This window comes from Enterococcus sp. AZ062, from assembly GCF_051715065.1.
In the GTDB taxonomy this organism is placed as follows: Bacteria; Bacillota; Bacilli; order Lactobacillales; family Enterococcaceae; genus Enterococcus_B; species Enterococcus_B mundtii.
The window spans coordinates 2,887,500-2,904,207 of record NZ_JBIOTB010000001.1 but is presented as its reverse complement, the minus strand read 5'-3'; the positions used below and the strand labels follow the sequence as shown (position 1 = coordinate 2,904,207).

Below are 16,708 nucleotides of genomic sequence, written 5' to 3'. Positions count from 1 at the left end.
TATCTTCCTTGTTTTTTCTTGTTTATTTATTCGCAGATGCTTATTTGATCAGACAAGCTGAGCCTCTCCTACAGCAGTTTTTATAGCGGATAGTAGTTGATCGAATTCGTTGATCTCTACATCACACACCGGACGCTCGTTGATGGAACGCTTGCGGTGATTGAACCATAACGTCTGCCAATTGGCACTCTTAGCACCTAACACATCGTTTTCGTAATTATCGCCAACGTATAGTGTTTCATTAGGTGACATATTGAAAGTTTTCTCGGCTAATTGGAAGATTTCCTTTTCTGGTTTTTGAAAGCCAGTTGCTTGAGAAACTAGCATACAATCAGCAGGAATCCAATTTGTTAATTGAAGTTGATTTAATTTTTTTGTTTGATGATCAGTTGGTCCATTGGTGATGATCCCTAATGGAATATTTTTTTCTTTAAGAAAATCAAGTGTTTTTTTTACTTCAGGATGAAGAGAGATATTTGCTAGTTCCTCTTCGTAGACTTCTTGGAAAACTAAGCATTTTTCATCAGAGATAGGTGAATAACCTAGATCGATCAAGGACTGACTAATGCGGTGTGCACGCATATACTCAAGTGTCCATTCTCCAGCCATAACTTTTGGAAAATTCTCATCGCTGTGATGGCGGAAACGGATATATAATCCATGCATATCTTCTTCTGTTACTTGAGGTACCACACTTTTAACTGAATTCTTAAATGGTTGTTGCTGATCATACATTGTATCGTCAACATCAAATACAACTGATTTAATCAAATTATTACACGCCTTTCAAAATTCTATCTTTTCACAAATCCTCGCTTATTGTATCAAAAAAAAGCCAAGAAAAACGTTGGAATTTAAAGGTTTTTATTACTATATTTCTAATTACTTGACAGAATAAGGTTTGTGTATTTTAGTTTTTTTAACTAAAAATAATTAATTTTATTATAAAGAAATCTACAAATCTATTTCGACTTTGTCAAATGAATTATAATAGTAAAAATAAATAGAACAAAAGATAATTTGTTTTTTTAATACAGAAAAAATAAAATTAGTAAAATATAAAATAACGTCAGTGTGTAAGATAACGAGTGGTTTTTCACTTCTTCAAAGAGGTTGTGGGTAAGATCAATTTTATTGTGGCTCTAAAATCAACATTTTATTAGTTTTACATATTTTCTGAGTTTTTTAAATTGTCTGTTATTAAAATAAATAAAAAACATTAAATGCGAAAAAAGCGTTCTCATTTTTTTACTTTCGGAAAAGATTAGTACAGTTTTAGATGCTGTGTTATGTGTTTGTAATATTGTAAAAGTATTTGAAAACTCTAATTTTTTAACTGATAATAAAGTAGAAACCTTGGTTTAACTGTATATCTATCTTAGATAACTTTCATTTTTTTAAAAAATAATTTAAAAAAAAGCTAGCTATTTAAATGTTGATTAGGTATAATAGAAACAGATGGAAGATATTCAGGATCTTCTGTTACAAAAATGTGGCTATAATCACAAAAAGGAGTGATGCACGTTGTTAACACTATATACTTCCCCAAGTTGTACTTCCTGCAGAAAGGCTCGTGCGTGGTTGCAAGAGCATCAGATTCCATTTGTAGAGCGAAATATTTTTTCAGAACCTCTTAATAGTTCTGAATTAAAAGCAATTTTACAAATGACGGAAGACGGAACAGAAGAAATTATTTCTACCCGTTCAAAAGTTTTCCAAAAATTAAATATGGATCTTGATGAGTTACCATTACAAGAACTTTTAGAGCTTGTACAAAACAATCCTGGTTTGTTACGTAGACCAATTATGATCGATAACAAACGTCTACAAGTCGGCTTTAATGAAGATGAAATCCGTCGTTTCTTACCACGAGATGTTCGTCAATTAGAATTACGTCAAGCCCAGCTAATGGCTGGTTTATAGAAAACGCAGAATGAAACTTAGGAGGATGTGATGTCTTCCTGAGTTTTTTTTATTAAAATAGATTGTGTTTTTTGAGGACTTAATGATTTTTTCTTTACATTTATTCTTATTTCGCTACAATTAACCTATATGGATAGTTGGGATAAAGTGAGGTGTAGCAAATGGAAATGGAACATATCAATGAGAATACGATTCGTGTAATGATCGGTCATGAGGATCTAGAAGAACGTGGGGTCTCATTTTTAGATTTATTAGGTAACCACAGAGAAATAGAAAACTTTTTTTATAGTATTTTAGAAGAAGTGGATATTGAAGAGGAGTTCCAAAGTAGCGAAGCTGTCACTTTCCAAGTTTTGCCAAAAGGGGATGGCCTAGAACTGTTTATCAGTAAGAATATGCCAGACGAAGAGATAGGTCAAAACAATGAATCGACGTTGAATAGCGCAGATGTTAGTGAGTTTCTTCAAGGCCAAATGCTTGCGAATGAAGAGGAAAGCGACTTAACAGAATCAACTACTGCAAGTGAACAACGAGCAATCTTTGTATTCAGTGATTTTGAGCAAGTGATCCAGCTTGCGAATGATGTTCAATTAGAATCTGCTTGGACAGATCTATACCAATTAGAAGAACGTTATTATTTAGTTGTTCACTTTTGGATGGAAAATCTAAATCAAACAGATGTTGAAAATCAATATGCACGTATTTTAGAATTTGCTGAAAAAAGTGCACGAACCCCTGAAGCATTGAACGAATACGGACAGCAATTGATGGAACGTAATGCTCTGGAACGAGTAAAATTTTATTTTGAATAAAGCGTAGGATAAAAATACCTAGCGATAGTCGAAATCGCTAGGTATGTTTTGTCGAGGGTCTCAACATTCGTTGAGACTTTTTTTGTTGGCGTATTTACCCAGTGAAAGGGAGTGAGTCGATGCTGCTCGCCAAAGACAAAGAAGGGTCTGTTTTTTTAGCAACTGATGCAACAAAAGAGTGCGATTACTATTGTCCAAAATGTGGGAATCAAGTATTTTTAAAAAGAGGAATGAAGAGGGTCGCCCATTTTTCTCATCGCGATACTCCAGACTGCCAAGTGTTTAGTGAGGCGGAATCTAAAGAACATCTTTATTTAAAAACACAATGTTTTCAATGGCTGAAGAAGAGTTATCCAAGAGTAGAAATGGAAGGTTATTTATCGCAACTGATGCAACGTCCGGATATTTTGGTTGGTCATCATGCGTTTGAGATCCAATGCTCTCCATTGTCTTATGAGCGAATGATTGAAAGAACGATCAATTACAAAGCAAATGAGTACATTGTTTGGTGGCTATTAGGAATGAAATTTTTCAAAAAGAACGATCGGTTAAGTTTAGAAAAAAAGTTTTGCTACTACGACGATTTACGACAGCTCCACTTTTGGCAAATCGACTGGTCCACGCAAAAGGTTTACTTATATAGTCAGATCCTCACAGATTTATCGGGGAAAATCAGCTTTGAACGATTTTCTTGGTCTTTTTTTGAAAAGGAACTATTGACGATATTAGAAGTCGAAAGTGGCACATTACGAAAAATGCCAAGCTCTCCTTCCGTGAAAACAAAAGACTGGTTAGCAAAACAAATCATTCGAAAAAATAAAAAGGTATTAGGAGTACAAGAACAGTGCTACCTAAGAAAGAAGCATGTGCTTTATCTTGAGTCATGGATCTATGAAAACAGTGATTTCTTTTGCTTTTTTTCTGAACAAGTATTCTTTTATCGCTTGCTGTTTTCACAGATGAAATGCCAAGAGAGTGATAAGAAAACAAGTTCTTTCGATAAGTGGTATCAGGAAATCAAGGAATATAAAAATGAGTGGTTATTTCCTTTGATTGATGAGGAAAAAATATATCGCTTATTTTATGAAGAGTGTAAACGTTTAGTACAAAAATAATAATCAGTGAAGAATTCCATATACAAAACATGAAAGAGTTATGATAAACTCAAAAGAGTAAGTAAAAAAGTAACTATTATTTTTTATTCAGAAAAGCATAGTTGCAAAGATGAACAAAAGGAGTGGAACAGATGAGCGAAACAACGAAGTTACCAAATAGAGAAGATTTGCCTGAGAAATTGACATGGGACCTAACACCAATCTTTTCAAGCGATCAAGAATTTGATAAAAAGTACGAAGAATTGACTGAAGAATTAAAAAATTCTGAGCATTATAAAGGAACATTAGGTAATGGAGCAACAGCATTTTTGGAGGCGCTTGAATTTGTCTTAACAATGTATCGTAAAGTTGAGCTTATTTATGTCTATTCCCATTTAAAAAATGACCAAGATACGACAAATACGACGTATCAAGCATTGTATGCTCGCGCTGGAAGTTTACTTTCAAAAGTGAGTGAAGCAATTGCTTGGTATGAGCCAGAAGTATTGCAACTTTCTGATGAGCAAATTTGGCAATATTTTGAAGAAGAACCAAAATTAGAAGTTTATCGTCATTATGTCAAACAAATGGTTGATAACCGCTCGCACATTTTATCAGCAGATCAAGAGGCATTACTTGCTGGAGCCGGAGAAATCTTTGGTGCTTCAAGTGGTACTTTTGCAGTGTTGAATAATGCTGATTTAGAGTTCCCAACAATCACTGGTGAGAATGGTGAAAAGATCCAATTATCGCATGGTGTATATGGTCAATTATTAGAAAGCACCAATCGCGAAGTACGTGAAGCGGCCTTCAAAGGGCTATACAGCGTATATGCACAATTTAGAAACACCTTTGCTTCCACACTTGGAACACATATCAAAGGGCACAACTTCAAAGCAAAAGCACGTCAATATGCTTCTGCCAGAGAAGCCGCATTGAGCAATAACCATATTCCTGAAAGTGTGTATGATACTTTAGTTACTGTCGTGAACAAACATTTGCCGTTATTGCATCGATATATGGAACTACGTAAACGACTATTAAACGTAGATACATTACACATGTATGATCTGTATACGCCGGTATTAGGTGAAGCACCAATCAAATTTACGTATGAAGAAGCAGTAGAAAAAGCGATCGAATCACTTGCGCCAATGGGAGAAGAATATCTTGCTGTCGTAAAAGAAGCATTTTCAAACCGTTGGATTGATGTAGTCGAGAATAAAGGAAAACGTAGTGGCGCTTATTCTTCTGGTAGTTATGATACCAACCCTTACATTCTGATGAACTGGCATGATACGTTGGATCAACTATTCACTTTGGTCCATGAAATGGGACATAGTGTCCACAGCTATTTCACACGTTCGAATCAACCTTTCGTCTACGGCGATTACTCAATCTTCTTAGCCGAGATTGCGTCAACAACAAATGAAAATATTTTGACCGAACATTTATTAGCGACCGAAGAAGATCCTCGGGTTCGTGCCTATGTCTTGAATCATTATTTAGATGGTTTTAAAGGAACAATCTTCCGTCAAACACAATTTGCAGAGTTTGAACACTTCATGCACCAAGAAGATGCAAAAGGAACACCTTTGACGAGTGAGTACCTAAGTGAAAGTTATGGCGAATTAAATGCTAAGTATTATGGTCCGGCTGTTGAAAAAGATCCAGAAATCAAAGATGAATGGGCACGTATCCCACATTTCTACTATAATTATTATGTCTATCAATACTCAACAGGATTTTCTGCTGCATCGGCTTTAGCGAAGAAAATCTGGGAGAAAGAACCAGGCGCATTAGATGCTTACCTAACGTATCTAAAAGCAGGAAACAGCGATTATCCAGTAGAAGTAATGAAGAAAGCTGGTGTGGACATGACTCAAGCAGCTTATATTGAAGATGCAATGGCCGTGTTTGAACAACGATTAAATGAATTAGAAGCATTAGTGGAAGAATTATAGAAATCGTGTGTTGAGTGATCTATTGATCGAATCTTTTTAGATTCGTTCTGATACTACCAAAAACCGGAAAAGTGTGTGAGTTTCTCACTCAACGCTTTTCCGGTTTTTACTGTTAAAAATAACATGAAAATTCAAAAATTAAGGTTTAGATTTTCGGTTTATAGTATACTGACAGGGATAGTATAGTTTGTGCGGTGGCTAGCCTTAAGAAAAGAGGTGATGCCTATGTTGATCTGTGGCTTTCTCCTAGAAAGGAATAAGCATGTCTGTGTTTGAGGCATTGATGTTTGCATTGTCATTTGCAACATTGGTCTTGATCGTCAGCGACAAAGACAACAAAAAATAACCGCTCCTTAAACTCTGACCAGTTTAACGGTTATTTTTTGAATCGATATTAAGCTAGCCATTGTTTTGAACGATACTATCTGAAGGGGAGCTGTGATACAGCTCCTCTTTTCAAAACTATGATACCATAGCGAGTATATAAAAGCGAGTTCAATTTCTTTTGTTCTGATAGAAAAACAAAAAAGGTGAAAATAGCAATACAATAAATAACAAAAAAATCTAAAAATTAAGGTTTGTATTTTGGGTTTATAGTATACTGACAAGGATAGTAAAGTTGATGCGGTGGCTAGACTTAAGAAAAGAGGTAATGCCCATGTTGATCTGTGGCTTTCTCCTAGAAAGGAATAAGCATGTCTGTGTTTGAGACATTGATGTTTGCATTGTCATTTGCAACATTGGTCTTGATCGTCAGCGACAAAGACAAAAAAAAATAACCGCCACTTAAACTTTGGAAGGTTTAACGGTTATTTTTTGTAACTGAAATAAACTAGCCACCAGTCAAACGGTGCTATCTGGAGAGAGAGTTGTTGATGCAACGCTCTCTTTTCAAAGTTATGATACCATAGCGAGTATATAAAAGCGAGTTCAATTTCTTTTGTTCTGATAGAAAAACAAAAAAGGTGGAAATAGCAATACAAAAAATAACAAAAAAATCTAAAAATTAAGGTTTGGATTTTCGGTTTATAGTATACTGACAGAGATAGTAAAGTTGATGCGGTGGCTAGCCTTAAGAAAAGAGGTGATGCCTATGTTGATCTGTGGCTTTCTCCTAGAAAGGAATAAGCATGTCTGTGTTTGAGGCATTGATGTTTGCATTGTCATTTGCAACATTGGTCTTGATCGTCAGCGACAAAGACAACAAAAAATAACCGCCACTTAAACTTTGGATGGTTTAACGGTTATTTTTTGAATCAATATTAAGCTAGCCATTGTTTTGAACGATACTATCTGAAGGGGAGCTGTGATACAGCTCCTCTTTTCAAAACTATGATACCATAGCGAGTACATAAAAGCGAGTTCAATTTCTTTTGTTCTGATAGAGAAACAAAAGAGGTTAAAATAGCAATACAATAAATAACAAAAAAATCTAAAAATTAAGGTTTGTATTTTGGGTTTATAGTATACTGACAGAGATAGTAAAGTTGATGCGGTGGCTAGCCTTAAGAAAAGAGGTGATGCCTATGTTGATCTGTGGCTTTCTCCTAGAAAGGAATAAGCATGTCTGTGTTTGAGGCATTGATGTTTGCATTGTCATTTGCAACATTGGTCTTGATCGTCAGCGACAAGGACAACAAAAAATAACCGCTCCTTAAACTTTGGCGAGTTTAACGGTTATTTTCTGTAACTAACCAAGCTAGCCACCAGTCAAACGGTGCTATCTGGAGAGAGAGTTGTTGATGCAACGCTCTCTTTTCAAAGTCATGATACCATAGTAAGTACATAAAAGCGAGTTCATTTTCTTCCGTCTTATTGGTAAAAGATTGGTTATAATTGTTTTTATTTGACTTGGAGTTGGCTCAAGGGGATATACTAGAAGCAATCAATCTAAGGAGTGGAAGCGATGAAAGCAACAGTATTTTTAGAACCAGGAAAGATGGCTATCAAAGAAATGCCTAAGCCAGAATTGAACCAAGAGAATGAAGCAATCATTCGTGTGGTACGCGCAAGTGTATGTGGTTCTGATTTATGGTGGTATCGTGGCATCTCTAAAAAAGAACCAGGGTCTGCTGCGGGACATGAAGCGATTGGTATCGTAGAAGAGGTAGCAGAAGGTGTTAAAAATGTTCAACCGGGTGATTTTGTGATTGTGCCTTTTACCCATGGTTGCGGGGAATGTGAGGCTTGTTTAGCTGGGTTTGATGGCGATTGTTTATCAGATACTTCAGGTTCAACAGGCTATCAGGCAGAGTATATTCGTTATCGCAACGCAAATTGGGGATTAGTAAAAATCCCTGGTAAACCAGAAGATTATTCCGATGATATGTTAAATTCCTTTGTTACGTTGGCGGATGTGATGGCGACTGGCTATCATGCAGCAGTGAGTGCTGAGGTGAAAGAAGGAGATACAGTCGTTGTGATCGGAGATGGTGCTGTAGGGTTATGCGGAGTCATTGGAGCAAAATTGTTAGGCGCATCAAAAATCATTGCGATGAGTCGACATGAAGACCGTCAACAGCTAGCTTTGACATTTGGAGCAACGGATATCATTGCGGCTCGTGGAGAAGAAGCAATCGCTGAGGTCATGAAATTAACAGGTGCTGGCGCAGATGCAGTGTTAGAGTGTGTAGGAACGCAACAAGCGGTTGAAACGGCAGTAAAAGTTGGTCGACCAGGTGCAGTTGTTGGGCGTGTAGGGGTTCCTCACGTAGATGAGTTGGATACGAACGCTTTGTTTTATCGTAATATCGGCTTACGTGGAGGGATTGCGGCTGTGACGACTCACGACCGAGCTTCACTATTAGAAGCAGTCTTATCAAATAAAATCGAACCAGGTAAAGTATTTACGCAACAATTCGAGTTAGATCAAGTTCAAGCTGCTTATGAGGCAATGGATGAACGAAAAGCAATCAAATCATTATTAGTTATGTGATGGTTCCTCCGTTCGTCAAGTGAGAGGAAATCATTCTTTTCTCCATCCTTCAAGAATTGAAGGATGGTTTTTCAGAAATTTGATGTCTGTCACGCTTTTAAAATCGTTTGTCAAACGGTTTCAATCATGATAAAATAAATGTAATTAGAGAAAAGGAGCGATGTGACATGTGGTTGTTTTATTTGGATCAAGTATTTTTAAACAATTAATTGAATCGTTTAAAAACAACTTGTAAATGACAATTCACGGGAACTTTGCTGTTTTTCTATGCTTTTTTAGCATGGACAAAATTCTTGAAGAAGCAGTCTTTCACAGGCTGCTTCTTTTTTGTGTTTCCGTTAGAAGGATGTTCATTTGCACAAAAGGAGTGCAAACAATGGAAGCATTAGCAATGGAATTAAAAGAGATTGAGATTACGTACAACGGAAAAGAAGTCTTAACAATCAATGAGCAAGCGATTTATGAGAATGCGCGGATCGGTATCGTCGGAGATAATGGTAGCGGGAAATCGACGTTACTTAAATTATTAGCTGGAGAAATCCTACCAGAAAAAGGAAGAATAGATCGAAGGGTTGATTTTAAATATTTTGCACAGATCGATACCCTTGATCAGCATCCAGTCGAAGAAATCGATTTTGAGTTACTCAGCCGTTTCCGAGTACCCAATCAACTGGCTCACTTTAGTGGTGGTGAAGAAGCGAAATATCGTTTGGCGCAAGTATTATCTACGTACACACCAGGTTTGTTGTTAGATGAACCAACGACTCATTTAGATCAACGAAGCGTGCAATTGTTGATTAAAGAACTTCGGTATTATTATGGAACCTTAATTTTTGTTAGCCATGATCGCTTATTTCTCAATGAATTAGCTGACAAAATATGGGAAGTATCGGAACATACGATAAATGAGTATCAAGGGAACTATGATGACTATCTAAAGCAAAAAGAGCAAGAAGTAATTGCTCAAGAAAGAGCGCATGATGACTATTTGAGAGAACGTAAAAAATTAGAAAACAGCATGATCAAAAAAGAGCAGCAAGCAAAAAAAATGGCACAATCTTCCAATCAAAAAAGCAGAAGCAATAAAAATAGTCGGAAACCTGACCGTTTGGCAGGAACAAAACAAAAAGAAAGTGGTCAAAAAGGCATAATGAAAGCGGCGAAGTCAATGGAGAAACGTTTAGAAAAATTAACGGCAGTCGCAAGAGTACAGAAAAAGTATCCGATTGATTTCCCGCAGACAAAAACAACTGTTTTACACAATAAGTTCCCAATCGCAGGTGAATCAGTGACGATCCATTACGGTGAAAAAATCCTGCTTGATGAAGTTAACTTTGCCTTTGCTCTAGGAAAAAACATTGCGATTATTGGTCCTAATGGGAGTGGGAAGTCTAGTTTACTCAGTCATATCTTGCAGCAAAACAATGGAATAAAGCTTAGTCCAAAAATTACTTTTGCTGTCTATGAGCAAATGGATTATCACTATGTTGAAGATATGACTGTCCTACAGTACCTGATGCGTCAGACCGAATATCCAGAAAGTTTGATCCGAAGTATGCTTCACCATTTAAGCTTTTCACCGGAGGCAATCCAACAATCAGTTTGTTCGTTAAGTGGTGGAGAAGCTACACGGCTGTCACTAGCAACCTTGTTTGCTAAGCCTTCCAACGTATTGATTCTAGATGAACCGACTAATTTCATTGATCTGCAGACAATGAATGCGCTAGAGTATTTTTTGAAACAATATCATGGGACTGTTTTGTTTACCTCGCATGATCCCTATTTTGTTCAACAAGTGGCAGATCAAGTCTATGAAATAAAGGATCAAAAACTGATTCGACGAGATTGAATCAGCGTAAAACGAGCTTGTTATTGTTGCTAAGTGTGAGTCAAAGGGAGTGCAAAAAATAGGCAACTGAAATAAGCAGTGAAATCCGGAAATCGTTTTTCCTATTTTGGGATTTCACTGCTTATTTTTGCAAGATTTGTTTCTGGTGACATCCCTTTTTTATTTTCATTTTAATACATGCGTGCATCGTTGAATCTGTTCGGTCCATCAAAAGGGAAAAAGCACGAGTCAAATTGGGCTGAAGTGTGATAGCGTTTCCAAGGAAAAGTCATTATAGTTGAAATGGGGGGACAGGAATGATCAATTACCGCTTGAGTTATCTGTTTGAGGAAACGAACAGACAAAAATTGATAAAACTGACGAACTTGGAGGAAGAGACTCTAAAAATAGAATTAACAAAAATCAATCATTTTTGTGAAAAAAAGTTAGGGCAAAAAATAAACATTTCTGGAGAGGAGGTACGGGTTCCGGAGGTGATTCGACGACGATGGTCTGAAGTCCTCTTTGAAGTGTCAAAACAGGAACTGTATTTTTCGGAAGAGGAAAGACAAGCCATGATTTATCTTCTTGCTTTTTCGATGGTTGATGACTTATCTGTTTATTATTTTCAAGAATTATTCAATGTAAGTAAGAATACAGTTTTAAAAGATGTCAGAAATTTAAGAATGAAACTCCAAGAGGAAGACATTCGCCTGATTTATTCGAGAAAAAAAGGCTTCTACATAGATGGCGCTGAACTTGATGTTCGCCGCGTAGCTTATTCAACTGTGGGAGTACTAACAGACACCAAGAACGGCCACTGGTTACTTTTTGAAGGGATCTATGGCATTTCTAGAACGAATTATGTTGTGGTGAGAGACCGCCTGCTTCGTATTTTAGAGGAATTTGATTTAATCATCGTTCCTAGTCGTTTTGAGGAAATGTTGTATTTTATTAGTTTTTTATTGTCACGGATCACAAAAAAAGCAGTTTTTCTAACTGAAAAAGACAAAGAGATGCTGACCTCTTTGAATGTCTATCAAGCAAGCAAAAAATTTTTAATAGATTTTGGTCAAATCAAAAATCAAGTAGAAGAAGAATGTTATTTGACTGTGCTGTTAAAGACTGTCTTACAAGGCGATATCGAGGATCATTCTGTAGAATTTTTATTGGAATGTGCAAGAGAGGTCATCCATGAGATGGAACGTTTATCCGCTGTCCGTTTTGTGGACTATCGGAAATTATTGATGAATTTCTTTTATCATCTTGTTCCCGCTTATTTTCGTATCCGCTATCGATTCACATTGAATAATGTGTTGATCGATGAAATCAAAACCCAATATCGAGAATTATTTGAATTGACTCGTTTAGCGCTTTATCCGCTCAAACAATTAGTTGGCGAGATTCCTGATACAGAAATTGGTTATTTTACGATTTTATTTGGTGGAGAGATCAGAAAACAAAAGGAGCGACATGATTACCAAAGATTAAAGGCGATGATCGTCTGTCCTAGTGGCATCAGCTCTGGCTTGATCATGGAATCGGAATTACAAGAGCTATTTCCACAAATCGAATTTTTGCCGGCACGATCAACAGAAGAATATCAGATGCTTCGTTTTTCGGAAGACATTGATATGGTGTTTTCCAGTGTCCCACTAAAAACACCGGTGACCAGTTATGTTGTGAAACCCATCATGACTCCTTTAGAAAAAAATGAATTAGTCAAAAAGGTCCAACAAGCATTTTATGTTTCAGGAAGAGGTGTGCATTCGATCGAAGAAATTTTGGAAGTGATTTTTCCATATATTGATTTGAAAGAAGGCATGACGAAGAGGAAACTGCGACAGATTGTCGAGAGAAAAATAAACAAAGAATTGAACAGAAGGGAAGATCAACGGCCGATGTTATCAGAATTATTAACAAAAGAAACCATACAATTTACGGACAAACAACTGACATGGCAAGAAGCCATCACCGAGGCAGCTCAGCCTTTGTTAACGACCAATAAAATCGAAGAAAAGTATGTGGGGGCGATGATCGAAAAGGTCATTGAACATGGGCCCTTTATCCATATTGGAAAAGGAATTGCTTTACCTCATGCACGACCAGAAGATGGCGTAAAAGAAATTGGGATGTCTTTACTGAAGGTAACTGATCCAGTCTTGTTGAGCGATGATGAAAAGCATCCTATCCAGTTATTTATCTGCCTAGCCGCGGTGGACAACGAGATGCACTTGAAAGCTTTAGCTAGCTTGACGAAAATTTTGTCGAATAAAGAACGTTTAGCGTCATTACTCGAAGCGAAAGATGTAGAAGAAATCATCCATGTGATCAAAGAAGGAGAAGATGAAAAATGAAATTTGCAGCAGTATGTGGTTCAGGATTAGGATCAAGTTTTATGGTGGAGATGAATATCAATTCAGTATTAAGTGATCTAGGGGTAAGTGGAGTGGAAGTTGCTCATTACGATCTAGGAAGTGCAGCACCAGAATTAGCAGATGTCTTTTTTATTGGTAGAGATTTAGCAGATAGCGCACAACATTTAGGTGAGATCGTCGTATTGGAGAGTATCATCGATCTAGATGAATTGAAAGAAAAAGTAGCGGAGACATGTAGACAAAAAGGATTACTATAAAAAATTTTTTGGGGGAGGAAAAATAAATGAATAGTATTTTAGATCTATTGATCGATATTGCGAGTACACCAGCAATCTTAGTGGCATTGATTGCTGTATTGGGGAATATGTTGCAGAAAAAAGATGTGGCAACGACTGTTAAAGGCGGAATCAAGACTTTTGTAGGATTTCTGGTTGTGACAGCTGGTGCAGGAGTCATAGAAAGTTCGTTGGCGCCATTTGGAGAAATGTTCCAAGTCGCATTCAATATGCAAGGAGTTGTTCCTAATAACGAAGCGATCGTAGCGTTAGCTCTAACTACCTATGGAACATATACAGCACTTATTATGTTAGCGGGAATGGCATTCAATATTTTGATTGCGAGAATCACTCGGTACAAATACATTTATTTGACAGGGCATGCAACGTTATACATGGCATGTATGATTGCAGTCATTTTAAGTGTAACAGGCATGAGTACGTTTAGTCTGGTTTTATTCGGTGGGTTAGCGCTAGGCATCTGTAATACGATTTTTCCAGCAATCGCACAACCGTTTACACGTCAAATCACAAAAAATGACTCTGTAGCTTTAGGTCATACAGGGAACTTTGGCTACGCATTGAGTGGTTTGATCGGTAAGTATGTTGGAAATAAAGAAAAATCAACAGAAGACATCAATTTTCCTAAAGGGTTAGCTTTTTTACGTGACTCAACAGTGAGTATCACGATTACGATGGCAATCGTCTATGTGATCGTTGCGTTGTTTGCCGGAAGTGACTATATTACTACCACATTGAGCGATGGCACGAATTATATTATTTATGCTTTACAACAAGCGGGTTCATTTGCCGCAGGTGTTTTTGTGATCTTAGCCGGTGTACGTTTGATTTTAGCTGAAATCGTTCCTGCATTTAAAGGAATATCTGAAAAATTAGTACCGAATTCGATTCCAGCGTTGGATTGTCCAATCGTGTTCCCTTATGCACCAAATGCCGTATTGATTGGCTTTTTAACAAGTTTTGTTGGTGGATTAGTTAGTTTAGTGATCATGGTCTTTACCGGGACAACAGTGATCATTCCTGGCGTAGTTCCTCATTTCTTCTGTGGCGCGACAGCCGGTGTTTATGGAAATGCCACTGGGGGCGTACGTGGCGCGGTCATCGGTTCCTTTGTCCACGGGATCATCATTAGCTTCATGCCGATCTTGTTGATGCCAGTAATGGGCGATCTTGGGTTCCAAGGTTCGACTTTCTCAGATACAGATTATGGTGTTTCAGGGATCTTTTTAGGAAACTTAGCAAATATGGGCGGACAAATTGCAGTTATTTCTGGTGTGGTCGCTGTACTTGCTGTTTTGATCGGTTTGACACTTTTAAAGAAAAGTAAAAAATCAGATACAGTCGCAGAGTAAGGGGGTATCATTTTGACCATCAAAGAAGAGCAACTAAAAGAACTGGAATTATTAGCAACTAAAATACGATTAGATACATTGATCAGTATCAAACATATGGGGCAAGGGCATTTAGGTGGTTCATTTTCGATCGTTGAGTTGTTAGCCGTCTTATACGGTAAGCAGATGAAGATCGATCCTAAAAATCCACAATGGGAAGAACGAGATCGGTTGGTTTTATCTAAAGGACACGCAGGAGCTGGATTATACAGTGCTTTAGCAAATGTTGGTTATTTTGACAAAGAATGGTTACTGACGATCAATGAAGGTGGAACAAGACTGCCTTCTCATCCGGATCGCCAAAAAACACCTGGTGTTGATGCAACTACGGGTTCTTTAGGTCAAGGGACTTCAATAGCTGCGGGGATCGCTACAGGTTTTAAGCACTCTAACAAAGACAACTATGTGTACTTGATCGTGGGAGATGGAGAGTTGAATGAGGGCCAGTGTTGGGAAGCATTCCAATATATCGCCCATTTTAAATTAAATCATTGTATCGTGATCATCGATGATAATAAAAAGCAATTAGATGGAGCCACAAAGGACATCCTTGACCCGTTCGATTTACAGAAAAAAATGGAAGCATTCGGTTTCTATACCTTAAAAGTAAAAGGTTCCGATATACAAGCCATTGATGCTGCAATCAACAAATGTAAAGAAGTAACTGATCAAGCAGTTTGTATTGTACTTGATAGCGTGAAGGGGCAAGGAGTTCCGTATTTTGAAACTTTAGCTGCCAATCATTCCGTGAAATTCAATACGGAACAAGTCAACCAAGCAGCAGATCAAGCAATCCGAACATTAGAAGAAAAAATCGAGAGGATGTGATAAGGGATGTTCCATTTAACTAAATCGACAGCGATCGAAAAAGAATTACGAACTTGTGTCGTGGAAACCATCAATGAATTGATGGAAAAAGACGAGAAAGTCATTGCGTTAGATGCTGATCTAGGTTCTGCAAGTGGTTGGACAGCGATTGGAAAGGAACGCCCTGACCGCTTTATCAATATGGGGATTGCCGAAGCAAATATGGTGGGCGTCGCAGCAGGATTAAGTTTGACGGGGTACACGCCATTTATCCATACTTTTGGTCCATTTGCGACACGCCGGGTATTTGATCAACTGTTTATTTCAGGAGGCTACGGCGGGAATACCATCAATATTTATGGTTCGGACCCAGGATTTGCCGCAGGGCATAACGGGGGAACTCATACGACTTGGGAGGATGTAGCCTTAATGAAAGCCATCCCTCATTCCGTAGTATGTGATGCGGCAGATGACGTACAAATGGCATGGATCATCAAAGAATTTCATCAAATGTCAGGAATCCATTATGTACGAGGAAATCGTAAAGGCGTCACGCCTGTTTATGAGAAAGGTTCAACATTTGTATTAGGCAAAGGAAATGTTTTGCGTAAAGGAACGGATTATCTGCTGATTGCAGCAGGGCAACTCGTTTCTGAAACATTACAAGTCGCTGAACAATTGATGGAAGAAGGAATCAGCTGTGAAGTGATCGATATGTTTACCATCAAACCGATTGATCGAGAGTTGATCCTCAGTGAAGTAATTGGTAAGAAAAAAATCATCACCATTGAGAATCACTCGATCACTGGCGGATTAGGTAGTTCAGTCGCTGAAGTTCTTGCAGAAGAAGGGATTGGCGTTCCGCTGAAACGAATCGGTGTCAATGAACGTTTTGGTCAAGTTGGCACACCAGATTTCTTGCAACAAGAATTTGGATTGGATATTGAGAGTATTAAAAAGCAAATAATGGAATAAGTCAGCGTGTTGAATACAATTATTTGATAGCGAAAAGGAGTAATGAAGGGCAACCCTTTTTTACTCCTTTTTTGAGTTGATGATCTATTAGTAGTACAATGGATTTGGATAGGATAAATATGTTGTCTTATGTTATAAATGTGAGTAGATGAAGCGTGTTGATTAACGAATAAGGAGATGATCTATGAACAGCTACAGCTTTTCTAATTAGAACGAAACATGTACATATATTCTTTAGGATTTGTTATTTAGAGGTAAAATGAATTTCTGGCTGGAGCATAAAAAATTTTATTGACCGATTATGG

12 protein-coding genes are annotated in these 16,708 nt (G+C 37.5%); 11 read left to right on the top strand and 1 reads right to left on the bottom strand.

The genetic code is table 11. The features are described from left to right. Positions 1–48: 48 nt before the first annotated feature. The gene (locus IGJ00_RS13535) at positions 49–771 is read right to left on the bottom strand and encodes an HAD family hydrolase (RefSeq protein ID WP_086335182.1); all 723 of its coding nucleotides are present in this window, start codon (positions 769–771) and stop codon (positions 49–51) included. A 753-nt stretch (positions 772–1,524) separates the two neighbouring features. Here IGJ00_RS13535 and spxA point away from each other — a divergent pair. The 11 genes from spxA (at position 1,525) to IGJ00_RS13480 (ending at position 16,403) form a co-directional block, all read left to right on the top strand. After that, positions 1,525–1,923, top strand: coding sequence for a transcriptional regulator SpxA (spxA, locus tag IGJ00_RS13530; protein ID WP_019723016.1), 399 nt, complete (start codon positions 1,525–1,527; stop codon positions 1,921–1,923). Positions 1,924–2,084: 161 nt separating this feature from the next. Next, complete coding sequence (locus IGJ00_RS13525; protein ID WP_071866481.1) at positions 2,085–2,735, top strand: adaptor protein MecA; 651 nt, start codon at positions 2,085–2,087, stop codon at positions 2,733–2,735. Positions 2,736–2,854: 119 nt separating this feature from the next. Beyond that, on the top strand, positions 2,855–3,850 hold the full coding sequence (locus IGJ00_RS13520; protein ID WP_071866480.1) for a competence protein CoiA: 996 nt from the start codon (positions 2,855–2,857) through the stop codon (positions 3,848–3,850). A 131-nt stretch (positions 3,851–3,981) separates the two neighbouring features. Then, positions 3,982–5,793, top strand: a complete 1,812-nt coding sequence (pepF, locus tag IGJ00_RS13515; RefSeq protein WP_071866479.1) for an oligoendopeptidase F — start codon at positions 3,982–3,984, stop codon at positions 5,791–5,793. 1,906 nt (positions 5,794–7,699) lie between these two features. After that, the gene (locus IGJ00_RS13510) at positions 7,700–8,728 is read left to right on the top strand and encodes a zinc-dependent alcohol dehydrogenase family protein (protein ID WP_142433522.1); all 1,029 of its coding nucleotides are present in this window, start codon (positions 7,700–7,702) and stop codon (positions 8,726–8,728) included. 376 nt (positions 8,729–9,104) lie between these two features. Next, on the top strand, positions 9,105–10,577 hold the full coding sequence (gene abc-f / locus IGJ00_RS13505) for a ribosomal protection-like ABC-F family protein (protein ID WP_142433521.1): 1,473 nt from the start codon (positions 9,105–9,107) through the stop codon (positions 10,575–10,577). 296 nt (positions 10,578–10,873) lie between these two features. Next, positions 10,874–12,913 (top strand): BglG family transcription antiterminator, encoded by a 2,040-nt coding sequence (locus IGJ00_RS13500; protein ID WP_142433520.1) that lies wholly within the window; start codon positions 10,874–10,876, stop codon positions 12,911–12,913. Next, positions 12,910–13,191, top strand: coding sequence for a PTS sugar transporter subunit IIB (locus IGJ00_RS13495; protein ID WP_071866475.1), 282 nt, complete (start codon positions 12,910–12,912; stop codon positions 13,189–13,191). Before IGJ00_RS13500 ends, IGJ00_RS13495 begins: the two co-directional genes overlap by 4 nt. A gap of 26 nt (positions 13,192–13,217) precedes the next feature. Further along, complete coding sequence (locus IGJ00_RS13490; protein WP_071866474.1) at positions 13,218–14,582, top strand: PTS ascorbate transporter subunit IIC; 1,365 nt, start codon at positions 13,218–13,220, stop codon at positions 14,580–14,582. 12 nt (positions 14,583–14,594) lie between these two features. Then, complete coding sequence (locus IGJ00_RS13485) at positions 14,595–15,449, top strand: transketolase (protein WP_142433519.1); 855 nt, start codon at positions 14,595–14,597, stop codon at positions 15,447–15,449. Positions 15,450–15,455: 6 nt separating this feature from the next. After that, on the top strand, positions 15,456–16,403 hold the full coding sequence (locus IGJ00_RS13480) for a transketolase family protein (protein ID WP_142433518.1): 948 nt from the start codon (positions 15,456–15,458) through the stop codon (positions 16,401–16,403). Positions 16,404–16,708 lie beyond the last annotated feature (305 nt).